This is a genomic window from Acetobacter sp. AAB5, from assembly GCF_050106715.1.
Lineage (GTDB): Bacteria > Pseudomonadota > Alphaproteobacteria > Acetobacterales > Acetobacteraceae > Acetobacter > Acetobacter oryzifermentans.
On the sequence record NZ_JBNIEW010000002.1, the window covers coordinates 350,788 to 373,896 of the forward strand.

Here is a 23,109-nt window from a genome sequence, read left to right on the forward strand (position 1 = left end):
AGCACGCCTTTTATTTCAACCGGTAAAACTGGTTTTTCTTACCAGATATTACAGGCCAGCGGGTACTTTACCGCCGTTTTCTGCCAGTTTCTGGCGCACTTCTTTAATCAGCCAAACGTTCATGGTGGCGCTATCGTTTGTGTCACCCGTATAGCCCAGTTCGCCAGCCAGCTTTTTGCGGGCATCCAAGGAGCTGTCGAGGCCCAGAAGCTTCAGCAGATCCACAATGGATTCCTGCCAGTTCAGGTTCTGGCCATTTTTTGCAGCCATATCGGCCAGCACGGCATCAACATTTACCGGCGTGCCAGCAGGCGGAATGGTGCCCGGAGCCGCAGCGGCAGCAGCAGAAGGCTGCGCGCCAGCATTGGCGGGGGATGTGGTGTCTGGCGTGGCAGCCTTGGCATGATGGAAAATGGCGGAGAGAATGGAGCCAAAAATGCTCATGTTCAGAAATCCTTTCGCAAGAGCCAGCATGACTTTTACAATACAATGAAGCAGAATGCTTAAAGGCAAGCCATGCAACTGCCCCTAAGCATACAGCAGCATTGCTTGTTGCATAGAGCGCTTAATGCTTTCTGAATATTAAGTTTTTTTACAAGAGATGGCCGGAAAAAGGCAGCCTGCCCCGTAAAGGCAAAGCAGGCAGAACATAAAAAAGGGGCATGGGCCAACTGGCGGCCCATACCCCTTTTGCGCTTCTAATTTGAAAAATCAGTAGCGGTAGTCTTGGTGCTTGAACGGGCCGTTTACATGCACGCCAATATATTCGGCCTGCTCTTTGTTCAGCTTGCTCAGATGTGCGCCAACCTTGGCCAGATGCAGGGCCGCAACCTTTTCATCCAGCTTTTTAGGCAGGGTGTACACTTTGGCTTCGTATTTACCTTCCGGCGCTGTCCACAGTTCAATCTGGGCCAGTGTCTGGTTGGTGAAGGAAGCAGACATCACGAAGGAAGGGTGGCCTGTGGCGTTGCCAAGGTTCACCAAACGGCCTTCGGACAGAACAATCAGGCGCTTGCCATCGGGGAACACAACTTCGTCCACCTGCGGCTTGATGTTGTCCCACGTAAAGTTACGCAGCGCGTTGATCTGAATTTCAGAATCAAAGTGGCCGATGTTGCACACAATGGCGCGGTTTTTCATGGCGCGCATGTGGTCAAGCGTAATAACGTCCACATTGCCGGTGGCGGTTACAAAGATGTCACCACGGGGAGCACCTTCTTCCATCGTCACCACTTCGTAGCCTTCCATGGCGGCCTGAAGGGCGCAGATGGGGTCTACTTCCGTAACCAGAACGCGGCAGCCTGCATTGCGCAGGGAGGCAGCAGAACCTTTACCCACATCACCATAACCGGCAACAACGGCAACCTTGCCAGCCATCATGACATCTGTGCCACGGCGGATTGCGTCCACCAGGCTTTCACGGCAGCCATACAGGTTATCGAATTTGGATTTGGTAACGCTGTCGTTCACGTTAATGGCCGGAACCTTCAGCGTGCCTTTTTTCTGCATTTCCCACAGGCGGTGCACACCTGTTGTGGTTTCTTCAGAAAGGCCTTTCACGTTGGCCAGCAGTTCGGGGTATTTGTCGTGCATCAGCACGGTCAGATCACCGCCGTCATCCAGAATCATGTTCGGGGTCCAGCCATCGGGGCCCTTCACGGTCTGTTCAATGCACCACCAGAATTCTTCTTCCGACAGGCCTTTCCATGCAAATACGGGAATGCCCGCAGCAGCAATGGCAGCCGCAGCATGGTCCTGCGTAGAGAAGATGTTGCAAGATGACCAACGCACCGTGGCGCCAAGGGCCACCAGTGTTTCAATCAGCACGGCGGTCTGGATGGTCATGTGCAGGCAGCCAGCAATGCGTGCGCCTTTCAGCGGCTTGCTCTGGCCGTATTCCTCGCGCAGGGCCATCAGGCCGGGCATTTCGCCTTCGGCAATGGAAATTTCCTTGCGGCCCCACTCAGCGAGAGAGAGATCCTTAACCTTGTAATCGCTCATATTATCCTGTCTTCCTGTGCAGATCGGGCTTTTCTATACAGCGTGGGGCAGGTGGATGCCAGCCGAAACAGGCATGGCAGATGCAGCACCTGTATGCTTGCCGCTTGCATATGGGCTTTTTTTCTGGTGTCCAGATGCAACATGTCATGAATGATCTTTGAGGCTGCGCTGGGTTTTTTGAATGTCTGTGCTTCGTTCCGTTCTGTTTAACGTTCTGGCTTTTCTGCTTACGCTGCTTATGGGGGTTGGGGCTTTTCCCATTCGCTGGTTTGCGCATAGGCTGGCGCTGCCTTATGCAAAATTGTGGTCTCGGCTGGTTTTGGCGCTGTTTCGCAGCATTTGCGGCGTAAAGGTGGAAATCACGGGGCTGGAGCATCTGCCCACCCATGGCCCGGCACTTATTGCATCCCAACATCAATCTGCTTTTGATACGTTGGTATGGATGCTGCTGCTGCCCCGCCCCTGTTATGTGATGAAGGGTGAGCTGCGGCGTATTCCGCTGCTTGGCCCCATGCTGGTTTTAACGGGCATGATGCCTATTGAGCGTGCGGCAGGGGCCAAGGCCATGCGCATGCTGTTGCAGGAAACAGACAAAGCCCTAAAGGCAGACCGGCAGATTATTATTTTTCCTGAGGGCACACGCACGGCGCCGGGTGAGCACGTAGCACTTAAACCGGGCATTGCCGCCATGGCTAACCACGCCAAGCTGCCTGTTATTCCGGTTGCCACCAACTCTGGCCTGTTCTGGGGGCGCAATGCGTTTTTCAAACGCTCTGGCGTTTTGCACATTGCTATTGGCCCAGCCGTAGGCCCCGCCAAGCGCGTGGCCTTGCTGGCGGATATTGAAGCAGGTTGGCGCGAACAGGAAAAAACATTTCAGCCCTTAGCCTGATGGCGGGGGATAAAACCCCCAAAGCATGTGGATAACTTTGTGGAATTTACCTTGCTCATGCGTGCAGTCGCATCAGTAATCGGGGCGGTTTTTCTGTAAATATCTGTTAAATGCAAAATGAATACTTTGTAAATTTTTTGTGAATGACAGGTCTGTCGTATTTTTGTCTTTCATATTCAGGGATTTTTTTGAAAAGGTTTTCTGGCGCAAAAAGCAGCATCAGGTTTTCCCCTACAAACTGTTTTGAATATGACAGAATAAGGGCGAAGCACCCTTGCCTGTGGATAAAAGGCGAGACTCTGTAGAAAACCGCCATGAATGTTCAGGAAAAGGGTGTGAATGAAAAAAGCGCTTCTTAGTTTTGCTGTAGGGGCTGGCGGCTGCTTTCTGGTTTTAAGTGGCTATTGGTGGGCGAGCGCGCAGTATCTGCAAAAGCAGGCAGACAACATGCCCTTAGGGTGCCAGACGCATTACACATCCCGCGTGGTAAATGGGTGGCCGTGGTATGCGCAGTTGGATACGCAAAATATGCGCATGGTCTGCACGCCATTATTGGCGGCGCGGTCCTCTGCTTTTCAGATCATTTACGCTGCCACCCGCGTTACAGCGAATACAGCTTTCTGGCGTCCCTTTTTCATACACGTGCGGCTGATGAGCCCGATGGTGATGGAAACACTCCATAATGCGCAGGACGGAGAGGAAGCCCCCGTTGTGTTGCGGATGGAGGGAGACCCTATAGAACTTGATCTTCCGTTAAGCAGAAGGGCGGCGGGCCATGCCGTTTTTCAAACACCTTTCTTGCATGTGCTGTTTCCTGCCGGTGCCAGCCATATGGGTGATATGGTGCTGCAAAATGTGCGGGGCAAAGCTTTCTGGAACATGCAGGCCACGCAGGAACAAAGCACCGCCTCCATTTTTGTTAAGGCCCAGCGTTGGGGCATACCGGGTTGGCAAACGGTGTTGGAGCATGTGCAGGCTGCTGTTGCCATACCGGGGCCAACAACAAATGTGCGCGAAAGTATTTTTCCATCCAATGGTGCCGCTGCATGGCCAGATGTATTGGTGCAACGCTTTACAGCCCGCTGGCGTGATCTGAACCTGAACATGACAGGGCAGGTGCGCGGCGGAGAACTTTTACACCCCACGGGAGATTTTTGGTTGAGCGTTGCAAACTGGCAGCCCTTTTTAGAGAACTTGCGGCGTGAAGGCACACTCTCTGCGCAGGAGGCCACAGGCATGGCCACCATGCTGGCGCGTGTTACGCGGGACCAACCCGGTAACCTGCAAATGCCGTTAATGTTGCGTAACGGCGCCATGCAGTTGGGAACGCTGCCGGTTTCTGCCCTGCAACCTGTTTTTCAGGCGGCACGCCATGCAGCGCAAGAAACCGGAGCACAAGTAGGGCGTGCGCGCGCAAACTGAAGGGTTTAAAACGTATCTTTTTCGCGGCGCAGTTGAGCAAAGGTTTGCACGTTTTTTGCGCGTAAAAAGGGGTTGGTGGCGCGTTCCATCCCCAATGTGGAGGGTACGGTGGGTTTGTTTTCGGCCCGCAGGCGGCGCACCTCCGCCACACGTTCCTTTAACGCGGTATTCTGCGGTTCTGCATGCAGGGCAAAGGCGCTGTTGCCCTGTGTATATTCGTGCCCGCAATAAACGCGCGTTGTATTGGGCAGGGCATCCAGCTTGTGCAGGCTCTCAAACATCTGTGCAGCAGTGCCTTCAAATAGTCGGCCACACCCAAGGCTGAACAGCGTATCCCCACAAAACAGAGAAGGTGGGCTGGGGAAGTAATAGCAAATATGGCCCAGCGTGTGGCCCGGCACAGCAATAACGGTGCCGGTACAGGCCCCCACGGCAATGCTGTCTTGATCGTGCAAGGCAATATCCAGCGGCGGCATGCGCTGTTGCTCGGCCACGGGGCCAGCTACGCGGGCATGATAGCGCTGGCGAAGTGCTTCCGCGCCGCCGGTGTGGTCATGATGGTGGTGCGTGAGCAAGATCAGGTCCAGCCGCCCGCCTTCTTTTTCAATAAAGTTCACAACGGGTGCGGCTTCTCCGGGGTCTATCACTGCGGTTGTGCCTGTTTCCGTATCACGCAAAAACCACGCGTAATTGTCGGACAGAACAGGAATGGCCTGAACATCAAGAGGCATGGGGAAAGCTCCTGCTGTGGAAATTTGAAAATAGGGAAGGCAAATCATGACGGGGTCACAAACCGTATGATAGACATGCAGAATGCTCGATGTCATGCCGCCGGAAAGCAGTTTTTACACAACAGCAAGAGGCCAGTGCTTTCTGGCTCTGGTTGCTGAACGTCTGCGCTGGTTCTGGCCAGATCTGGGGCAGCAGCACGCTGTGCTGGGGCTAGGGCATACGGCTGCATATCTGGAAAAGCTGGAGAATGGCAGAACCACACCAGCCTGCTTGGTTGCTGCCAATGCACCGCAATGGGGCGCGGCATCCACGCCCGGCCGAAGCTGTGTGGTGGATCTGCACAGCCTGCCGTTTCAGCCCAAGCAGTTTGACCGGGTATTGATGGTGCATGCGCTGGATGATCGCCAACAATCCGTATCTGTTCTGCGGGCTGCCGGGCAGGTGATGAAGCCCGATGGTAGGCTGCTGTTAATTGTGCCCAGCCGTTTTGGTGGCCGGGCGCGGTTGCGGGGCACGCCATTCCGGCACGATGCGGCTTTTTCCCGCCGATGTCTCAAGCAAACGCTTGCATCTGCCATGCTTAAACCAGAACAATGGGATGAAGCTCTTTTTCTACCCACGGGCGCTATGCGTTGGATGCGCCATAACGGACGAAAAATGGATATTGCAGGCAAGGTGCTCTGCCCCGGTGCGGGTAGCCTGATATTGGTGGAAGCGGTGCGGGATGAGTATTCAGCCCTTTCCCTGCCAGTAAAGGCGCGGCAGCGTTGGCTCGCCCGTTCCCTGTTGCCGGTAAGGGGCACAGCAAAGGCCATACAGGACAGAAAATACGTTTCACGCATTTCGCGGCGTTGAATAGATTGTCATTAACCGGCTGTCATGGTGTTATCCGCCGGATTTCATAGCAGGTTGGGGCCGGGTTCCATTTTCACCTCCTTTGTTCTTTGCAGTTTGCTGGCGATATTTGCTGCGCTGGGCGTTTTTGCAGTGCTGCCAGACAGGCTTCTGCGTGGTGCTGCGGTGTGGCGGGCAGAAATTATGGGTGGCCTGTGGGCGCTCTGTGGCGTGTTGGCCATTGTGGGAGCTGCGTGCAAGCTGGAGGGCGAACTTAGCTGGTTTCCGGTTTTTGGGCTGGATGGCCCAGCCTTGCCCATGCTTGTTTTGCTGGCGTTTGCCGGGGGCGTAGCCGGTAGTGGCGCAGCGGCGTTGGCCTGTGTGTTTGTGGGCGTGGGCTTTCTGGCCCTTTCTCCGCTGGTGTTTGGGTTGCTTACGGGCACGGCACTGGTGCTTTTAGCCGCAGGTGGGTGGCGCAGTGTGTGCCTGCCATTTGCCGTGTTGCCCGCTTGTATTCCTGCAGATAGCCCTTTTTGTGTGCCGCTTTTGTGCCTGACTGTGCTGCTGATGGGCTGGGCGGTTTCTGTGCAAAAAGGGCCTACGGCTGTGCTGCCCGGTATGGTTGGGCTGTTTTTGTTGGGCCGCCTTTTGGCCGAAGTGGGTGAGCTTTCTGTGCTACCGCAGGTTATGCTGGTGGCCAGCGGATGTTTGGTGGCGGCAACAGGCACCTTGCAAGCCATGCGCGATAAAGGTCTGGCGCGTATTGCATCTGGGTTATGTGCGGCATGGTATGGCATATTGGTGGTGGCTGTTGCGCTGGCTTTGGTTTCCAGTTTTGGCGGTATGGAAACATTCCGGATGGCCATTATTCTGGGTATGGGCGCCCCCATGCTGGCCCTTATTGGTTTGTTATGGTTGGCCCAATGGCAGCAGGCAGAACCAAAGCGCCGCATTGCCTCTCTTTCTGGGCATGTGCTGGTTGCTGGTTTGTTAATGCTGTTTTCCATTATGCCGCCCTTTGGCGGGTTTGCGGTTTTATGGAGCCTGCTTGTTGGCGCGTATGATGCCATTGCCGTGGCGCAACCCGTTGGCGCGCTTACCATAATGCTGCTGCTTGCACTGCTGGGCAGCATTATGGTGCTTATGGGGGCCGGGTTGCTGAGGGCGGGTGCGGCCCTGCTGTTTCCTTCCACTGTTTTTCAGCCGCATCAGGCCCCTGTGGCGGCAGAGTTTGTGTGGCCTAGCTGGATATGTGCCGGGGCGGCCATGTTGCTTGTGCTGTTGCCGGGGGTATGGCTTTCGCTGGCGGATCATTTGGTGGTGGGGCCTGTTGTGCCGCCGCTGAAGTGGTCCCGCATTGCTACAATCTGGCTGGAAGGCGGCGGGGCCAGTTTTACCCCTGTTTTTACATTTTTGGCGTTGGGTGCGGCCTTGGCGGCGGCTGCCATGCTGGTAAGGCTGCTGGGCTTTCTGCCCTTTGGGCGTGTTATCAAGCCGGTGCCAGTATGGCGCCAAGGGGCACCCATTATACAGCCCGCAGAAGGGCGCACAGTTTCTTACGAGGGCGCGGCGCCTTTATGGCCTGCCTGCATGGCGCTTTTTGGGCTGGCGGCTGAAACCCGAAAGGACAAAAGGCTGGCCCGCCGTAGCCGTGTTGCCCTGCGCTACGGCAGACGCTGGTTGTTCCGGGGGGCCGAATGGTGTGAAACACAGGGCTTGGTGTTGATTCTGCTGCTTTTGGGTGGCGGCCTGCTGGTGGGGCTGTTTGTAGGAAAATGAAGCAGGATTTAACATGGGGCTGGGCATTTGGCTGTGTTGCTGCTCTGGCCATTCAGGCCGCCCTTATGGTGCTTGTAGCGCCGTGGTTTGCGGGGTGGGTGCATCGTCTTGCGGGCCGATTGGTGGGTGAACCGCGCTTTCCTGCAGGGGGAAGGTGGCAGGAAATCTGGCATCAGTTCCGCCGTCCGTCCTTATATGGGCGGCAAGATGGGCTGAACGGCGTTTTTTGTGCCTTGGCGTTGGTGCTGGCAGTGTTGGCCTGTGGGTTGGTGCCGGTATTTACACTTACAATGCCGGGCTTTCCCGCACCGGGCATGCTGCTTGTGTGCACCATTCTGGTGGCCGTAGGTGTTTTGCTGGACTTGCCGCAGGCTGTGCAGGAGGCTTCTGCCGCACAACAAGGATGCGCAGCCATTGTGGCAGATGCGTTGCTCTTGCCCGTGTTAACGCCCGTGCTGTTGCTAACTGGGGCGCATGATCTGGTTGCGTTTTTGGGCAGGCTGCATGTGCTTTCCCCTATTACAGAAGGCGCACCTTACGTGCTGGCTGGTGTGGCGTTGTTTCTGGCAACAGCCTTGGCACGGCGGGATGAGCAAACAGCTTCTGCCACACTTTCCGGCCCGGATAGAGCCATGTGGCTTTTAGCAGCAGATTGCATGCAGATGTGCTGGGTTACGCTGGCGGCAGATGTGGCCTGGGCAGGCAGCTTGGCCATGCCGGGAGAAAGCGGGGCCGAAAACTGGCTAACCCAATGTGTAGAAGGCTTGGGCCTATGGATGTTCAAGCTGCTTGTGGCGTCTTTCATGCTGGCGGTGCTGCGTATGGCTCTGCTGCCTGCGGGGCGGAGGGCGCGTGTGCGGTTGGGTGCTATTTTTCTGCTGGGTGTTTTGGCATGGCAGGTCACTTCTTCTCACGTTGCAGCTCCCCCAGCTGAGCCGGAAAACCACAACGTTGAGGATGAAAACACCCAAGGCTATTCAACAGAGCCAGCGCCGGAAGGAGAACCTTCATGACACTGGCCGCCATTCTCATGCCCTTGCTAGCGCTATGCGTTGTGGCGCGGGGTATCGGGTTTTTGCCTTTGCTGGGGCTGGTTGCCGCTGCCGCTATGCTGGTAGATGGACACACCCCTTTACAGCAGGCAGGGGCAGCTATGGCCGCGGTGTTTGCCATAGGGCCGGTACTGTTTTTACTGCGCTATCAGCATGATGCCGCGCGGGAACGCACAGGCAGCGCCATACCGTTTTTTGCACTTGGCCTGATGGTGCTGTTGCTTCTGGCCTGCACGCGCGCAGGCGTTGCGGTGTTTCCTGCCAGTTTATGCGTGGTTGTGGCTGGCCTGGTTTCGGTTATCTGCCGGCATAGCATGGTATGGCAATGGGCCGGGTTGCTTACGTGTGTTGAAGGTGTGCTGCTGTGTGGCGTGCAGGCGCATCAACCCTCTGTGGTGGGTGTGGCCGGTTTGGCTGGTGCTATTGTGGCCGTGCTTGGGGGGATGTGCATCCACCGTATTATGCCGCGCGTGGTGCCATTGCGCCCACCTTCCGCCCGTAAAAAATCCTCCCCCGACTCTCCAGAAAAGAACGGAGATGCAGCATGACAGGCACAGCAGGGGCAGGCATGTTTCTGGCGGCACTGGCATTTGTGTGGCCCTTTTTGGGGGCGGCCGCAGTATGTGCGGTGCCTGTGGCGCGTAGCCGTGAACTGGCAATATGGATGTCTGCCATAGGTTGTGTACTGGCGTTGGCAGTTTTTGTTTTTCCGGCATCGGGCGCTGTGGCCGCCGGGTGGGATGATGACCCCGTGCAGCGTGCCGGGCGTGTCATGCTGGCTTTTGGCCTGCTGCTGATGGTGCTTGAAAACGGCATCTTGCATGACAGGCTGGTACGTAGCCTGCCGCATGTTTCCACCGCTTTGGCGGGGTTGGCCTGTGTTGCGCCAGATCCCGCTGTGGGGTTGGGTATTTTAGAAGCCGCTTTGGCATGGGGTGTATTTGTTTTTACCCGCCCAGCTGGGCAGGCCAGAATGGGGTGGGGGCTTATCCGTAATGGCTCGGTTGGCACGTTTTTGGTGCTTTCCGGCTTGCTGCTTCCAGCCAACACCGTTGTTTCTGGCCTGATGATGGCTTGTGGCTTGGTAGTGTTAACTGGCCTTTCTCCCTTTGGGCAATTTTGGCAGGATGAAAACGATACTTTCCTGTTTCTGCCATTTGCCGGGGCGGCCCTGTTGCTGGCCATGCGCCTGCGCACACATGGGGGAGAGGCGTTTGAAACTGCCCTTGTGCTGTGTGGCCTGCTTTCTGTGTGGCTTACGGCCTGTGCCGGGCGCTTTCCCGATAGGCAAAGGTTGTTTCGCACCTTTCCATCTGCATTGGCGTTAATAGCGGTTGGTATTCAGGCCGATGTGGCAGCGTTGCTGTTTTTATGCGGTTGGTGCCTTGCCGGTGGCGGGCGTGCAGGCCGTGGTTGGGCTGTTAATACCTTGGCCTGTTTTCCGCCCGGCGCGCCGTTTGTGGGCTGCCTGCTCCTGCTTTCCATGATGAGTGATTGGTCATGGCCGCTGGCGTTACTGACAGTTGCGGGTATTTTGGCGGCAGTTACGCGTGCTGTGCCTGCGCGGGACATTACGCATCATTTCTGGCCGCAGGATGCTGCCGGGCGTGTAGCCTGTTCCGTGCTGACAGCCACGGGGCTGCTGGTGCCACTGGCTATGATGCTGGGAGCTTTCTGAAATGAACGCGGCTTCTCATATCTGGGCGGGGGAGGAAACAGAAACCCCGTGGCGCTTTCGGCTGCAAGAAATGGCATGGCGCGATCTGGTAGATGCGCTCAAGCATGATGACCTGCCGTTTGTAGGCCTGTGGTGCGATGGCACAGATGTACACGCGCTGTTTTTACCAGATGGCCAACCACTGGCAGCCACATTGGCGCTGGAAGATGGGCGATACCCCGCACTTTCTCCCGCAAGAGATATTTCCTGCCTGTATGAACGCCGCATTTACGATCTGTATGGCGCAGAGGGCATGTGGGCCACGGATGTCAGGCCTTTGTTGGACCATGATGTATGGTCTTCCTCCATGCCTTTGGCGGAGCATCCGGGGGCTGGCGGGGGGCAGAAGGGGCTTATCCACTTTCAGCCTGCGGACCATATGCACCAAGAGGGTGATATGGCAGATGGCTGGGGGCCTGCCTCAGGCGGTATGGAACCACCTTTGCACGTGGCGCTGGCCCTGCGGGAAGGGCGTATTCGCACAACGGAGACAGTGACTGGTTACGCACATCGGGGCATGGAACTGCGTTGGCGTAACAGCCGGGTGGAAGATGCGTGTAAACTCAGCGCACGTGTGGCGGCTGGGCAATCTGTTGCGCAGCAGGTGGCGTTTTGTTTGGCTGTGGAAGATGCCTGCAAGGAGCAGGTTGGCCCGGAAATTCGGCTGCTGCGTGTTGCATTGCTGGAACTGGAACGTATTTGCCACCATCTTTTTCTGCTGGCGGATATGGCGCGTCTGGCAGGGGCACGGTTGGTAGCCTCTGGCTGCATGGCGCTACGAGAGCGGATGATACAGGAGGCCGCACCCATTACCGGCTCACGCCTGTTGATGGATGTATGCGTGCCGGGTGGCCTTTCCCTGCGCCACGCCACGCAAATGGGCGATATGTGCGGCCGCCTGTGCGAGGTGGCCGCGCGTGATTACCCAGCCTTGCTGGCTTTGTGGCAAGAGTATCCGGGTCTTTCCATGCAACTGGCAGGCATGGGCAAGGTTACGGCGGATTTGCTGGAGCGTGTGGGGCTGGATGGCCCCACAGCACGTGCCGCCGGGTGGGATTGTGATGGCCGCCGCATGATGCCGGGTTACGAAGGTATATGGCGCTTCACCTCTGGCAGGCAGGATGGCACGGCAGAAGACCGCGCCATGCTTTTATTGGAAGAGGTGGGCGAAAGCCTGCGCATGCTGGATGAAGTGGCCTCCCGCATTGGGTTAACGGCTGGTGGCAGCGTACAGCTTTCCATGCAGGATGGTGAAGGCACAGGCATGGTGGAAGGCCCGTGGGGCGGTATTCTGTACTGGGTGCGCCTGCGCAATGGCCGGGTAGAGCAGGTTTTTACCCGCAACCCATCTTCCGCCGCTTTGTTGACGTTTGAGGCGATATTGCCGGGGCATCAGCCAGATGATGTTGCCTTGCTTGCGCGGTCATTGGATATCAACGCAGCAGCGCTGGATAGGTAAACAGTGCACGTGGGCGGAATGAAAGGCAAAAACACATGGGGCTGATACGGGCAGTATTTGATGCAGCCTTTAAGCAGGATATCCGGCGCATGAAGCCCGTAGGCCCGCGCTGGCCGCTGCTTTTGTTCCATGTGGATACAGGTGGCTGTGGCGGCTGTGGGATGGAGCTACAGGCCCTGCGTTATGCGCCATATGATATGGAAGGCGCGGGCTTTGGTTTTGTAACATCGCCTCGCAATGCCGATGTGTTGCTTATAACCGGCGCGCTTACCCGTGCCATGGCCCCGGTGCTGGAAGCCGCATGGCAGGCCATGCCTACCCCTAAAGGGCTGATTGCCGTAGGAAGCTGCGCCTTGGATGGCGGCATGTTTCCCGAAAATTATACGGTATTGGGTGGGTTGGAGCGCCGGGTTTCCATAGATCTGAAAATACCCGGCTGCCCGCCTGCGCCTCAGGATGTTCTAAACGGCCTGTGTTCCCTGTTTGGTAAACAGGCCGTTCCCCCAAAGGAACCTGAAACCTCAGCTGTGTGAAGGTGCTGGGGTTTCTTCTATATCGTCTTCATCGGTTTGCAGGTCTTCTGCCGCTTTTTTAAGCCGAAGAAAGCTCAGGCGGCTGAGGGGTAATAGGAACATATAAATCACGCCCGCAGCGGCCAGAGCCGCCCACGGATCTGCCACCAGCACCACAGCATAAAGCCCGGTGCCCAGCATAAGCGGCAGAACATACTGGGCTGGCACCTTGAAGTTCTTGAATGACCAGACCGGCAAAGTGGAAACCAGCAGCAACCCTGTGCTTGCCAAGGTAAGTGTAGGAATCCACGGCAGACGCGTGAGCCGGTAAAGCCAGTCTATGCCAAGCTTTTGTGCTTCCAGCCCCAAAAAGAGCGGGAAAAGAGCCAACCCGGCACCTGCGGGTGCAGGCACGCCAGTAAAGAAGTTGCTGGCATATTTGGGCTGATGATGTTCGCCATCCAGATTGGCGTTAAACCGCGCCAGCCGGAGCGCCATGCACACGGTAAACATAATGCACGGCAGAAAAGCGTAACGTCCACCATCCTTCAGCGCCCAGAAATACAGCAAGAAGGAAGGAGCCACCCCAAAGCACAAAAAGTCGGAAAGGCTGTCAAACTCTGCGCCAAAACGGGTGGAACCGCGCAGCAGGCGGGCAATACGGCCATCCAGCCCATCAATAAAGGCGGAAATCAGCAAGGCCACGGCAGCGGCCTGAAAACGCCCATCCACCGCAAAGCGCATGCCCATAAGGCCACCGCAAAGCCCCAACATGGTGAGTATATTGGGAATAAGCCGGTTAAAGGATGGCCCACGTATTTTACTGCGTACCCGCCGCCGTAAACGGCGACGACGGCGCGGTGTTTCGGAAGTCTGCTGCGCAGGAGCAGAAGGAGATGAGGAAGGTTGTGTCACGATTGCTCTGTTTTACAACCGCGCCATGACGGTTTCACCGCCTACCATCGTCTGCCCGACAGAAACCAGAGGTTCCACACCCGGTGGCAGATACAGATCTGTGCGCGAACCAAAGCGGATAATGCCAAAGCGTTCACCGGCTTCCACTTTGTCTCCTTCCTTTACGGAGCACACAATGCGGCGCGCTACCAACCCGGCAATCTGCACCACAGCCATCATGCGGCCATCTGGCAGGGTAAGGCTTAGGGCGTTGCGTTCATTCTGTTCGGAAGCCTTGTCCAGGCTGGCGTTCAGGAACAAACCAGGGTGGTAGGCAACACGTGTAACCGTGCCAGCGGCAGGCATGCGGTTAACATGCACATCCAACACGGAAAGGAAGGTGGCAATGCGCCATACCGGTGCTGTGCCCATATCCAATTCTGCCGGTGGGGCCACTTTTTCGATGGAAACAATGTGCCCATCAGCCGGGGCTACAGCTACATCGTTACGGGCAGGGGTAACCCGTTCTGGATCACGAAAGAAATACAGGCAGAAGCCAAAAAAGCCTGTGCTGGCATGGCCCACGCGGCGCAATACGGGGCAGCGCAGTTTACAGCCAGCCCAATAGGCCAAAGCAGCTGTGGCACCAGATGCCAAAAGGAAAGGGCGCGCTTCCCGGTGCGGGCGCGCAATAACAAGTTTAAGCGAAGCAAGTAGCGACATGGAGTAATCCTTACGCGAAAGCCAACATGAAGGAAAGAAAACGGGAAGGCGCCTAGGAGTTCCTTCCCGTTCGGCCGATGTTTCAGGCCATGGTCTTCAGGGCTTCACGCACGGCGGCAAATGCAGCATCAGCAGCCTGTGCATCCGGGCCACCAGCCTGCGCCATATCGCGCCGCCCGCCGCCACCTTTGCCACCCATGGCAGCACTGGCAGCACGTACAAGGGCTACGGCATCCACTTTTTCCACCATTTCCGGGCCAACGGCGGCAACAACGCTGCCTTTGCCATCTGCGGTGGAAATCAGCACCACCACATCGGCATTGCCCTGCTTGAGAATGGTTTCTGCCAGCCCTTTGAGCTCACGCGGGGGCGTTTCACCCACATTGCGGGTTGCCAGACGTGCCGCGCCAATTTTGTCTACACCCGCAGCAGCCACGTTGCCTGTTGCCAACTGGCGCTGCAAATGGGCAATCTGCTTTTCCATCTGGCGGCGTTCTTCAAGCACTGCGGCCAAACGCTCTGGCGCATCGGCCACAGAAACCTTCATCATGGTGGCCATCTGTGTCAGGCGCTGTTCGTTAGAAACAGTAAGATCCTGCGCAGCCTTGCCTGCAACGGCTTCAATACGCCGCACACCGGCGGAAACGCCGTTTTCCGAAACAATACGGAACTGCCCGATATCCCCCGTGCGGTTGACGTGCGTACCGCCGCATAGCTCCATAGACCACGGGGCCTTGTTGTCTGTGTCAGCACCCATGGAAACCACGCGCACTTCATCACCGTATTTTTCACCAAACAGGGCGGTGGCCCCTTCGGCAATGGCTTCATCCGGTGTCATGGAGCGTGTGACAACCTGCGAGTTCTCGCGGATACGGTTGTTCACTTCGGCCTCAATGGCGGCCAGTTCCTCATCCGTAATCGGGCGGGGTTGGCTTACATCAAAGCGTAGGCGCTCAGCCGTGTTCAGGCTGCCTTTCTGCGCCACATGCGCACCTAAATGGCGGCGGAGGGCCTCGTGCAGCAGGTGGGTGGCGGAGTGATGCGCGCGAATGGCGCTGCGGCGGTCATGGTCCACCGTAGCGGTTACAGCCATGCCGGAGCGCAGCGTGCCTTCTGTTACCGTGCCGTAATGCACGATCAGATCCCCAGCTTTTTTCTGCGTATCCGTAACGGCAACTTTAACGCCAGAGGCTGTTAGAAAGCCGGTATCCCCTGCCTGACCACCGCTTTCACCATAAAAAGGTGTTTGGTTCAGCAGCACGGCCACTTCAGATCCAACCGGGGCTTCTTTCAGGAACGCATTGCCAGCAATAACGGCCTGAACTTCACCATCCGCCTGTTCTGTGCTGTAGCCCAGAAACTCGGAAGCCCCGAACTTGTCTCGTGCTTCAAACCAGATGGTTTCTACGGCTGTATCGCCAGAGCCTGTCCAGGCTGCACGGGCGCGCTGGCGCTGCACAGACATGGCATCTTCAAAGCCTTTAACGTCCACATCATGGCCAGAACCGCGCAGGGCATCCTGCGTAAGATCTAGCGGGAAGCCGAACGTATCATACAAACGGAAGGCCACATCACCCGGCAGGGGCGCACCACTGGCCAGATGAGATTTTTCTTCTTCCAGCAAATGCAGGCCACGGTCCAGCATGGCTTTAAAGCGTTCTTCCTCACCACGCATGGTTTCACGGATAAGGGCTTCACCATGCACCAGTTCAGGATACGCGCCACCCATCTGCTGGATAAGGGCAGGAAGGAGCTTGTAGAAGGTGGGTTCTGTGGTGCCCATCATGTGCAGGTGGCGCATGGCGCGGCGCATGATGCGGCGCAGCACATAGCCTCGGCCATCCTTGGAAGGCAGCACGCCATCGGCAATCAGGAAGGCGGTGGAGCGCAGATGGTCGGCCACCACGCGGTGGCTGGCTTTGAACGGGCCATCAACAGCCTGATGTGTGAGATCCGCCGAAGCCTGAATAAGGGCTACAAACGTATCTGTATCGTAGTTATCGCGCTTGCCCTGCATGATAGCGGCAAAGCGTTCCAGCCCCAGCCCTGTATCAATAGAGGGGCGCGGCAGAGGGGAGCGTGTGCCCGGTGGGTCTTCGAAATACTGCATGAACACAAGGTTCCAGATTTCGACAAACCGATCCCCATCTTCATCGGGGGAGCCGGGCGGGCCACCGGGAACATCTGGGCCGTGATCGAAAAAGATTTCGGAGCAAGGGCCGCAGGGGCCGGTGTCCCCCATACGCCAGAAGTTATCTGATGTGGGAATGCGGATAATGCGGCTGTCATCCAGCCCGGCAATGGAGCGCCACAGGCCTGCGGCATCTTCATCTTCTGCAAAAACGGTGACCAAAAGCTTGTCTTTGGGCAGGTTGAAGCCCTTGGTTACCAAATTCCATGCAAATTCAATTGCTTCGGGTTTGAAGTAATCACCGAAGGAGAAATTGCCCATCATTTCAAAAAACGTGTGGTGCCGTGCTGTATAGCCCACATTGTCCAGATCGTTATGCTTACCGCCAGCGCGCACAACCTTTTGCGCAGTGGTTGCGCGAGAGTAGGGGCGGGTTTCCTGGCCGGTAAACACGTTCTTGAACTGCACCATGCCCGCATTGGTAAACAGCAGGGTGGGGTCGTTCTTGGGAACCAGAGACGATGAAGGTACAATCTGGTGACCGTTGCTGGCAAAATACTCCAGAAAAGCGGTGCGAATTTCGTTTGTTGTCAGCATGGCGTGAGGCAGACGATCCTGAAACTGGTTGGGCACGTGATGCTTCCACACTTGCGGAAAGGGGCCTCACGGCCAGATGAAAACGGCAAGGTTCTCTTAACCTGTGTTCCAGATGTAGCGCACCCTGCGCTGATCTGAAAGAGGGCAGAGAATGGCCCGTGATATAGCCAAATTACGTATCGGAGGTTTGATGCGAAGTTGGCGGTGAAATTTCAACCGACATTTCCGCCAGTTCCAGCGCAGAAGCTGGCGGTTTTTCCCGAAAGACCACTTTCTGGCTCATGCTGAAATTGGCCAGCATGCCTGCCCCGGCCCCTGCGGCCAGCGCAATAATGGGGTGCTGCATGCAAAACGGGAAAATATAGAAAAGCAGGTAAACCGTGCCGCGGTTTAGAAAAAAACCAAGGCTGTTGGCACTCAGGAATCTGAGCCACTGCAGCACAGGGTGTTCATGGTACCCTGCGCCTTTGAATGTCCAGATTCGGTTAAAAATCCAGTTAAGCGTGGCGGCTACAAAATACGCCACCAATGTTGCAGCCGTAAGCCCGATAAGAGAGCGCAATGCGTAAACGGTGCCAGAATCCCACAAAAAACCAAGGCTGCCCACCATGCCAAACTTTATCAGGCGGATAAGCTTGGTTGTGGCGGCGGAAGCAGAAGGGGGCGCAGTGTTCATGGCATAAAGCTTTAAACTGGAATGCAGAAAAAGCAGACATAAAAAAAGAGGTGCCCGAAGGCACCCCTTTCTTTTTTCCGAAACCGGAAGCAGGCCGATTAGTGGAGGATGATTTCCACGCGACGGTTCTGCGGTTCGCGAGTGTTCGGGCCGGTCGGAACCAGCGGGTGAGCTTCACCGTAACCGTGCACGTCAATAGCGGAAGCCGGAACGCCGTCACGGATCAGTTCTGCCTTCACGCTGTCAGCACGACGCAGGGAAAGACCCAGGTTGTACTTTTCACCGCGCGGGCCGGGGTGAGCAGCGGAGTTATCGGTGTAACCGTTAACTTCGATGCGGGTTGTCTGCACGTGGGTGGAAGCCTGAGCAGCTTCTGCCACGATCTGGCGAGCGCGAGCGGTCAGGACAGACTTATCCCAATCGAAGAACACCAGGTAGGAACGAGCCGGCAGCGGAGCCGGAGCAGCAACAACCGGAGCCGGCGGCGGCGGCGGCGGAGCTGTATCGAACGCATAACGCAGGCCCAGAATGAACTGGTGGTTGAAGCGGTGATCGAAGTTCACGTTACCGCCGGTGCCCTTGGAACCGGAGTAGTGGAACGCACCGTCCATGAAGGAACCCGGCTGACCGATCATGCGGTATTCCGTGGTCACCTGGAAGCCCGGGATGCCCGTGTCATAAGCAGCACCGACGATGCCCTGGTAAGCAAAGCCACCGTTCGTGCCACCAATGCGGGTGTGGGAACCGTTAGCATAGTGGGTGTCGATCGGGTTGTAATGCTGCCACAGGTAACCGGCACCAACACCAACAAACGGTGTGACAGGTGCATCAATACCGAACTGCTTCAGGTCGATATCATACAGCACGTTCACGAAACCGCCGTAGGACTGGTCGGAACCACGGGTATGGCCAGGAACGGATGTGCCCGGACGGTGGTCAATGTTGGAGTAGTTGTAAACGCCTTCAACTTCAGCGCGCAGGCCGTTGCCGAAGCCCCAACCAAACGCACCAAAACCGGTGAAGCCGGTGTTGTGGCGCAGCTGAGAGGAGGTTCCACCCGGAGGGGCACCAGCAGCGTTTGCACCGTTCAGGTGAGCGTGCTGATTCTGAACCAGGTTATAACCACCGGCCACGTTTACATACGGGCCTGTAATCGTGGTGGCAGATGCGGCCGCCGGAGCCGCTGCCATCAGTGTCGTTGCAAGTAACGCCGTGCGGAGACGCATTTTTTGGTCCTCAATATTTCATCTGTTCGACTAACCCACCAACCATTTCAGCGGGCAGGTCCAGCTAGATGCCTAAAGCCGTATAAAACGATCAGTTCCAAAATAGGAACCCGAAGCTTCATACTCTTAGTGATTACAAGCCATAACCGTGTTGTATTTGCAACAGTTCATTTCGTGGGACGAATATGTTTCTGACGCAAAAGTATTTCCACGGTTTCTGGCCCTTTCCATAACATGTTGCAAAAGCATGTATCTCGCCCTCATTCTCGTCTGATTAAGGCGGAATTGCGGCGAGGTGACACATTTACAACCCGATGCTTAAAAGCGGCTGTGCGTAGCCGCTTTTAAGCCACGCTACCGTCTGCTTCCAGCACCTCTCTCACGGCTGTTGCGGGCACATCCCGCGTGGTGAATGCCTGACCGATTCCGTGTGCCAGCACAAAGGAGAGGCGCCCATCCTGCATCTTCTTATCGCGCTGCATATGGGCCATGAGATCCTGCGTGCGGAAGGTGTGGGGCAGGTCCCGGATGTGTGCGGGCATACCCAAGGCTTCCAGATGGCGATTTACGCGTTCCATGTCCGCACGGGGGCACAAACCCAAACGGACGGAAAGCGCAAAAGCCAGATTCAGGCCGATGGAAACAGCCTCGCCATGTAAAAGGCGGCCATCGTAACCCAGTTCGGCTTCTAGTGCGTGGCCAAATGTGTGGCCCAGATTGAGCAGGGCGCGGCCATTGCTTTTTTGTTGCTCGCGCTCATCGGCTGCCACAACGCGGGCTTTAAAGGCGCAAGCCTGCTGTACAGCCATTGCCAGCGCTTCGGGGTCTTGGTCCAGCACGGCGGCGCCGTTTTCTTCGCACCATGCAAACAGTGCTTCATCCCCAATAAGGCCGGACTTCACAATTTCGGCATAACCGGCCACCAGCTCACGGCGCGGCAAGGTTGCAAGGGTAGAAACATCTGCCAGCACGCAAAGTGGTTGATGAAAAGCCCCCAACAGATTCTTGCCCCAACGGGTGTTGATGCCCGTTTTGCCCCCAACCGAAGAATCGACTTGAGAGAGCAGCGTGGTGGGAATTTGCACAAAAGGCAGACCCCGCAGCGTGGTAGCCGCCACGAATCCGGCCAGATCCCCCACCACGCCGCCACCCAGCGCAATAATGCTGGTGCGGCGTTCTATGCCGTGCTCCAGAATGTTGTTTGTCAGCTTTTGATACATCTCCAGACACTTGGTCTGTTCCCCCGGCGGCACGCGCAGGCTGCGGGAGGTAATGCCGGTTTCCGCCAAAGCGGTTTCCAACTGATGCAGGTAGCGGGGCGCCACGTTTTCATCTGTAATAATGACAACGTTTTTCTGCGGCAGCACCGGGGCCAGCAAGGCACCCGCGCGGCTGATCAGATTCGTGCCAATCACCACATCATAGGATGTATGCGCCAAGGTAACAGGTAACCTTAACGGACGGCGCGAAAGGGCAAGGGCTTCCATAACGCGCGTGGTTGTGTGCTCCACGTTGTTGTCTCCACAATCAACAATAATATCCGCCTCGGCGTAAACCGGATGGCGGATGGCCATAAGGTTTTCCAGCACGTCACGCGGGGATGTCGTGTTTAAAAGCGGGCGGTGCGTACGCCCGCTGACACGGCGCACCAGCACGGGCAGGGGGCAACGCAGCCAGATGGAAACTGCACGCTCACGCACTAAGGCGCGGGTGGTGGAATCCATAAACGCGCCGCCGCCAGTGGCCAGCACCATGGGTGGGCCTTCCAGCAACCTGCGAATCACCCGCCGTTCTCCATCACGAAAAGCGGCTTCACCATACAGGCGAAAAACATCTGCAATAGAGCAGCCCGCCGCGCGTTCTATTTCTACATCGGCATCAACAAATGGCAGCCCCAGCCGCGTGGCGAGGGGGCGGCCAATGGTGGTTTTTCCTGCCCCCATAAGGCCGACAAGCACAATGCTGCGGCCAAAGGGGATGATGCCAGAACCGTGGCTACGGCTGACCCGTTCCAGATCAAGCGGAATGGGTGGCGGGTCCGTTGTTTCGGAGTGGGGAGAAGAGATACGTGATGACATGGAACACAGCTTAACATACAGCAGACAGAACACACCTATATCAGTTAAGGGAGCCAAGCTGCATGAACCGCACGGTTCTGATTGTTGCCGCCGCAGTGTTTGCGGTTGTTCTGGGCGGTTTTGCCGCGCTGGGCCTAAGCGCACACCCACCTGTCCCCCAGCCAGTGCATCGTGATCTGCCGCTGGCCGCCCCGGCTACATCTGCCGCTGCTACAAGCGTGGCGGTGCCTGCCGCACCTCCGGCTCCGGTGGTTTCTGCTGTTGTGCCGGCAGCGCCTGCCCAGCCCACCATTACGCCTGCTGCGCCTGCCGCCCCGCCTGCGGCAGTTGCGCCGCCACCGCCTGTGGCACCTCCGCCGCCGGTTGCCGCTCCGGCCCCGGTAGCACCTGCGCATCCGTAAGCCATGATAAGTGGGGGCGTTGATCTTTTTCTGGAGATGCTGGCTGCCGAGCGCGCAGCCGCCCCCAACACGCTGGCTGCGTATGAAGCAGACCTAACCTCCTGCGCTGAAAGTCTGGCGCGGGAGGGGCAAACCCTGCAAACGGCTACAACCGAGGGGTTGCAAAACTGGATGGCTGCATTGGTAGGCAGCGGGCAGGCGCGGCGCACGGTTGCGCGGCGTTTGTCCTGCATCCGGCAATTTTATCTGTTTTTGCTGCGTGAAGGCATGCGGGCGGATAACCCGGCGGCGCATCTGGATAGCCCCAAACCCCGCACGCCTTTGCCGCGTTTTTTATCCGAATCGGAAGTGCTTGCACTGCTGAATGCCTGCGTTGAACCCGATGGGGCATCTTTGCCTAAAAAACGACGCGGTATTTTAGCCAAGGCAGCGCTGGAACTGCTGTATGCCTCTGGCTTGCGTATTTCTGAATTATTGGCCCTGCCACGCAAAGCCATAGCTGGTGACCAGCGGATGATTATGGTGCGCGGCAAAGGTGGGCGGGAACGCCTTGTGCCGCTTTCAGATAGCGCGCGGGAAGCCGCACAAGCGCTGCTGGAAGTGGATGCACATTTGGAAAGCCCCTTCCTTTTTCCCGGTCGGGACCCTGCAAAACCCATGACACGGCAGGCGTTTGACCGGATTCTGCATACAGTGGCCATACGGGCAGAAATTGATCCGGCGCGTCTTTCTCCCCACGTGCTGCGCCATTCCTTTGCGACGCATTTGCTGGCGCATGGGGCGGATTTGCGGGCCTTGCAGATGTTGCTTGGGCATGCAGACATCGCCACCACCCAGATTTATACGCATGTGCAAACAGAACGCCTGCAAAAAGCAGTGCAGGCGCATCACCCATTGGCGGCGGATTCTGCCCACACCAAGTGAAAAATCGACATTCAGATATGTTTGGTTGCATGAAGTGACTTGGTTTTACACGTCATTGTGCTATCGGCTTCTGCATGCGTCAGTTCCTGGATTTCGAAAAGCCCGTCGCCGAACTTGAAAACAAGATCGACGAACTGCGGCAAATGACTGACCCTGAAGGGGTCAACATAGAAGAAGAAACGGCCCGTCTTTCTGAAAAGGCGGAAAAGCACCTGCGTGCCATCTATGCCAAGCTTACGCCGTGGCAGAAGGTGCAGGTGGCCCGCCATGCGCAACGTCCGCACACGCAGGACTATGTGAATGCGCTGATAACAGACTTTACGCCGCTGGCGGGGGATCGTCTGTTTGCAGATGATAAAGCTGTTATCGGTGGCATGGGCCGTTTTGACGGCACACCGGTTATGGTAATCGGGACTGAACGCGGTTCAGACCTTGAAACCCGGCTCCAGCATAATTTTGGCATGGCGCGGCCAGAAGGCTACCGCAAGGCGCAACGGCTGATGAGAATGGCCGGGCACTTTAACATGCCGATTCTAACATTTATTGATACCGCAGGCGCATGGCCCGGTATTGATGCCGAGCAGCGCGGGCAGGCTGAAGCCATTGCCCGTTCTATTGCCACCTGTTTTGAAGTGCCCGTGCCGCTTGTTGCCACCGTAATTGGTGAAGGCGGTTCTGGTGGCGCCGTGGCGCTGGGTGCGGGTGATCGGGTGATGATGCTGGAAAACGCCATCTACTCCGTTATCTCGCCCGAAGCTTGTGCGTCCATTTTGTGGCGTGATCCCAAGCAGGCCAGCACGGCAGCAGAAACCCTGCGGCTGACCGCGCAGGATTTGCAGAAGCTGGGGCTGATTGACCGGATTATTCCTGAGCCCGTAGGCGGAGCACAGCGGGAGCCTGCTGTCGCAATCGAATCTGTGCGCACAGCGCTGACAGAAGAACTTAAAACGCTTCTGCCAATTGCACCGGCACGCCTGAAAGAATTGCGGCGTGAAAAGTTTCTGGCAATGGGGCGTGAAGCCCTAAGCTAACACACGCATTTTTCCTCCCCACGGGTGC

Annotated in this window: 21 protein-coding genes; 12 read left to right on the forward strand and 9 right to left on the reverse strand. The window is 56.9% G+C overall.

Translation table 11 applies throughout. The features are described from left to right. Nucleotides 1-48: 48 nt before the first annotated feature. Together ACP7IZ_RS03800 and ahcY are read right to left on the reverse strand one after the other, a co-directional pair. Nucleotides 49-444: a DUF3597 domain-containing protein gene (locus tag ACP7IZ_RS03800; RefSeq protein WP_035354235.1), complete on the reverse strand. Its 396-nt coding sequence runs from the start codon at nucleotides 442-444 to the stop codon at nucleotides 49-51. Nucleotides 445-711: 267 nt separating this feature from the next. Further along, complete coding sequence (ahcY, locus tag ACP7IZ_RS03805) at nucleotides 712-2,001, reverse strand: adenosylhomocysteinase (protein ID WP_426847897.1); 1,290 nt, start codon at nucleotides 1,999-2,001, stop codon at nucleotides 712-714. A gap of 181 nt (nucleotides 2,002-2,182) precedes the next feature. On the opposite strand from ahcY, the gene ACP7IZ_RS03810 reads away from it, so the two are divergent. After that, the gene (locus ACP7IZ_RS03810; protein ID WP_426847898.1) at nucleotides 2,183-2,893 is read left to right on the forward strand and encodes a lysophospholipid acyltransferase family protein; all 711 of its coding nucleotides are present in this window, start codon (nucleotides 2,183-2,185) and stop codon (nucleotides 2,891-2,893) included. 339 nt (nucleotides 2,894-3,232) lie between these two features. After that, nucleotides 3,233-4,315 (forward strand): DUF2125 domain-containing protein, encoded by a 1,083-nt coding sequence (locus ACP7IZ_RS03815; protein ID WP_426847899.1) that lies wholly within the window; start codon nucleotides 3,233-3,235, stop codon nucleotides 4,313-4,315. A gap of 5 nt (nucleotides 4,316-4,320) precedes the next feature. Here the strand turns inward: ACP7IZ_RS03815 and gloB are convergent, their stop codons facing one another. Next, nucleotides 4,321-5,046 (reverse strand): hydroxyacylglutathione hydrolase, encoded by a 726-nt coding sequence (gene gloB / locus ACP7IZ_RS03820; protein WP_426847900.1) that lies wholly within the window; start codon nucleotides 5,044-5,046, stop codon nucleotides 4,321-4,323. A gap of 82 nt (nucleotides 5,047-5,128) precedes the next feature. Here gloB and ACP7IZ_RS03825 point away from each other — a divergent pair, with 82 nt between their 5' ends. Genes ACP7IZ_RS03825 through ACP7IZ_RS03855 form a run of 7 tightly spaced genes read left to right on the forward strand, consistent with a single transcriptional unit; the run spans nucleotide 5,129 to nucleotide 12,421 of the window. Then, nucleotides 5,129-5,902: a methyltransferase domain-containing protein gene (locus ACP7IZ_RS03825; protein ID WP_426847901.1), complete on the forward strand. Its 774-nt coding sequence runs from the start codon at nucleotides 5,129-5,131 to the stop codon at nucleotides 5,900-5,902. Between the two features lie 24 nt (nucleotides 5,903-5,926). Further along, nucleotides 5,927-7,660: a hypothetical protein gene (locus ACP7IZ_RS03830; protein WP_426847902.1), complete on the forward strand. Its 1,734-nt coding sequence runs from the start codon at nucleotides 5,927-5,929 to the stop codon at nucleotides 7,658-7,660. Next, entirely contained in the window at nucleotides 7,657-8,673 is a 1,017-nt protein-coding gene (locus ACP7IZ_RS03835; RefSeq protein WP_426847903.1) for a hypothetical protein, read from the forward strand. Before ACP7IZ_RS03830 ends, ACP7IZ_RS03835 begins: the two co-directional genes overlap by 4 nt. Further along, nucleotides 8,670-9,260 (forward strand): hypothetical protein, encoded by a 591-nt coding sequence (locus ACP7IZ_RS03840; RefSeq protein ID WP_426847904.1) that lies wholly within the window; start codon nucleotides 8,670-8,672, stop codon nucleotides 9,258-9,260. Before ACP7IZ_RS03835 ends, ACP7IZ_RS03840 begins: the two co-directional genes overlap by 4 nt. Continuing rightward, nucleotides 9,257-10,390: a hypothetical protein gene (locus ACP7IZ_RS03845; RefSeq protein WP_150178394.1), complete on the forward strand. Its 1,134-nt coding sequence runs from the start codon at nucleotides 9,257-9,259 to the stop codon at nucleotides 10,388-10,390. The genes ACP7IZ_RS03840 and ACP7IZ_RS03845 overlap by 4 nt, the downstream gene beginning before the upstream one ends. A gap of 1 nt (nucleotide 10,391) precedes the next feature. Continuing rightward, nucleotides 10,392-11,888 (forward strand): NADH-quinone oxidoreductase subunit D, encoded by a 1,497-nt coding sequence (locus tag ACP7IZ_RS03850; RefSeq protein WP_426847905.1) that lies wholly within the window; start codon nucleotides 10,392-10,394, stop codon nucleotides 11,886-11,888. 35 nt (nucleotides 11,889-11,923) lie between these two features. Continuing rightward, on the forward strand, nucleotides 11,924-12,421 hold the full coding sequence (locus ACP7IZ_RS03855) for an NADH-quinone oxidoreductase subunit B (protein ID WP_006116214.1): 498 nt from the start codon (nucleotides 11,924-11,926) through the stop codon (nucleotides 12,419-12,421). Here ACP7IZ_RS03855 and ACP7IZ_RS03860 read toward each other — a convergent pair. The 6 genes from ACP7IZ_RS03860 to aroB form a co-directional block, all read right to left on the reverse strand. Further along, nucleotides 12,410-13,315, reverse strand: coding sequence for a CDP-alcohol phosphatidyltransferase family protein (locus tag ACP7IZ_RS03860; RefSeq protein WP_150178396.1), 906 nt, complete (start codon nucleotides 13,313-13,315; stop codon nucleotides 12,410-12,412). The genes ACP7IZ_RS03855 and ACP7IZ_RS03860 overlap by 12 nt on opposite strands. A 12-nt stretch (nucleotides 13,316-13,327) precedes the next feature. Further along, nucleotides 13,328-14,017, reverse strand: coding sequence for a phosphatidylserine decarboxylase (locus ACP7IZ_RS03865; protein ID WP_006116211.1), 690 nt, complete (start codon nucleotides 14,015-14,017; stop codon nucleotides 13,328-13,330). An 82-nt stretch (nucleotides 14,018-14,099) separates the two neighbouring features. Beyond that, on the reverse strand, nucleotides 14,100-16,745 hold the full coding sequence (gene alaS, locus ACP7IZ_RS03870; RefSeq protein ID WP_426847956.1) for an alanine--tRNA ligase: 2,646 nt from the start codon (nucleotides 16,743-16,745) through the stop codon (nucleotides 14,100-14,102). A 172-nt stretch (nucleotides 16,746-16,917) separates the two neighbouring features. Beyond that, complete coding sequence (locus ACP7IZ_RS03875; RefSeq protein WP_426847906.1) at nucleotides 16,918-17,421, reverse strand: GtrA family protein; 504 nt, start codon at nucleotides 17,419-17,421, stop codon at nucleotides 16,918-16,920. Nucleotides 17,422-17,519: 98 nt separating this feature from the next. Further along, a complete protein-coding gene (locus tag ACP7IZ_RS03880; RefSeq protein WP_012812684.1) occupies nucleotides 17,520-18,647 on the reverse strand; it encodes an OmpA family protein in 1,128 nt (375 codons plus the stop codon). A gap of 344 nt (nucleotides 18,648-18,991) precedes the next feature. Continuing rightward, nucleotides 18,992-20,725, reverse strand: a complete 1,734-nt coding sequence (gene aroB, locus ACP7IZ_RS03885; protein ID WP_426847908.1) for a 3-dehydroquinate synthase — start codon at nucleotides 20,723-20,725, stop codon at nucleotides 18,992-18,994. Between the two features lie 62 nt (nucleotides 20,726-20,787). On the opposite strand from aroB, the gene ACP7IZ_RS03890 reads away from it, so the two are divergent. The 3 genes from ACP7IZ_RS03890 (at nucleotide 20,788) to ACP7IZ_RS03900 (ending at nucleotide 23,081) form a co-directional block, all read left to right on the forward strand. Continuing rightward, nucleotides 20,788-21,126 (forward strand): hypothetical protein, encoded by a 339-nt coding sequence (locus tag ACP7IZ_RS03890; RefSeq protein ID WP_426847909.1) that lies wholly within the window; start codon nucleotides 20,788-20,790, stop codon nucleotides 21,124-21,126. Between the two features lie 3 nt (nucleotides 21,127-21,129). Next, the gene (locus tag ACP7IZ_RS03895) at nucleotides 21,130-22,050 is read left to right on the forward strand and encodes a site-specific tyrosine recombinase XerD (protein WP_426847910.1); all 921 of its coding nucleotides are present in this window, start codon (nucleotides 21,130-21,132) and stop codon (nucleotides 22,048-22,050) included. A 74-nt stretch (nucleotides 22,051-22,124) separates the two neighbouring features. Continuing rightward, nucleotides 22,125-23,081: an acetyl-CoA carboxylase carboxyltransferase subunit alpha gene (locus ACP7IZ_RS03900; RefSeq protein WP_006116204.1), complete on the forward strand. Its 957-nt coding sequence runs from the start codon at nucleotides 22,125-22,127 to the stop codon at nucleotides 23,079-23,081. Nucleotides 23,082-23,109 lie beyond the last annotated feature (28 nt).

Bases quoted from the DNA above. Each gene is read 5' to 3' on its own strand.
- ACP7IZ_RS03875 (WP_426847906.1), bottom strand. From the start codon at position 17,421: ATGAACACTGCGCCCCCTTCTGCTTCCGCCGCCACAACCAAGCTTATC.
- ACP7IZ_RS03800 (WP_035354235.1), bottom strand. From the start codon at position 444: ATGAGCATTTTTGGCTCCATTCTCTCCGCCATTTTCCATCATGCCAAG.
- gloB (WP_426847900.1), bottom strand. From the start codon at position 5,046: ATGCCTCTTGATGTTCAGGCCATTCCTGTTCTGTCCGACAATTACGCG.
- aroB (WP_426847908.1), bottom strand. From the start codon at position 20,725: ATGTCATCACGTATCTCTTCTCCCCACTCCGAAACAACGGACCCGCCA.
- ACP7IZ_RS03825 (WP_426847901.1), top strand. From the start codon at position 5,129: ATGCTCGATGTCATGCCGCCGGAAAGCAGTTTTTACACAACAGCAAGA.
- ACP7IZ_RS03855 (WP_006116214.1), top strand. From the start codon at position 11,924: ATGGGGCTGATACGGGCAGTATTTGATGCAGCCTTTAAGCAGGATATC.
- ACP7IZ_RS03845 (WP_150178394.1), top strand. From the start codon at position 9,257: ATGACAGGCACAGCAGGGGCAGGCATGTTTCTGGCGGCACTGGCATTT.
- ACP7IZ_RS03900 (WP_006116204.1), top strand. From the start codon at position 22,125: ATGCGTCAGTTCCTGGATTTCGAAAAGCCCGTCGCCGAACTTGAAAAC.
- ACP7IZ_RS03835 (WP_426847903.1), top strand. From the start codon at position 7,657: ATGAAGCAGGATTTAACATGGGGCTGGGCATTTGGCTGTGTTGCTGCT.
- alaS (WP_426847956.1), bottom strand. From the start codon at position 16,745: ATGCTGACAACAAACGAAATTCGCACCGCTTTTCTGGAGTATTTTGCC.
- ACP7IZ_RS03890 (WP_426847909.1), top strand. From the start codon at position 20,788: ATGAACCGCACGGTTCTGATTGTTGCCGCCGCAGTGTTTGCGGTTGTT.
- ACP7IZ_RS03815 (WP_426847899.1), top strand. From the start codon at position 3,233: ATGAAAAAAGCGCTTCTTAGTTTTGCTGTAGGGGCTGGCGGCTGCTTT.
- ACP7IZ_RS03880 (WP_012812684.1), bottom strand. From the start codon at position 18,647: ATGCGTCTCCGCACGGCGTTACTTGCAACGACACTGATGGCAGCGGCT.
- ahcY (WP_426847897.1), bottom strand. From the start codon at position 2,001: ATGAGCGATTACAAGGTTAAGGATCTCTCTCTCGCTGAGTGGGGCCGC.
- ACP7IZ_RS03850 (WP_426847905.1), top strand. From the start codon at position 10,392: ATGAACGCGGCTTCTCATATCTGGGCGGGGGAGGAAACAGAAACCCCG.
- ACP7IZ_RS03865 (WP_006116211.1), bottom strand. From the start codon at position 14,017: ATGTCGCTACTTGCTTCGCTTAAACTTGTTATTGCGCGCCCGCACCGG.
- ACP7IZ_RS03840 (WP_426847904.1), top strand. From the start codon at position 8,670: ATGACACTGGCCGCCATTCTCATGCCCTTGCTAGCGCTATGCGTTGTG.
- ACP7IZ_RS03895 (WP_426847910.1), top strand. From the start codon at position 21,130: ATGATAAGTGGGGGCGTTGATCTTTTTCTGGAGATGCTGGCTGCCGAG.
- ACP7IZ_RS03830 (WP_426847902.1), top strand. From the start codon at position 5,927: ATGGTGTTATCCGCCGGATTTCATAGCAGGTTGGGGCCGGGTTCCATT.
- ACP7IZ_RS03810 (WP_426847898.1), top strand. From the start codon at position 2,183: ATGTCTGTGCTTCGTTCCGTTCTGTTTAACGTTCTGGCTTTTCTGCTT.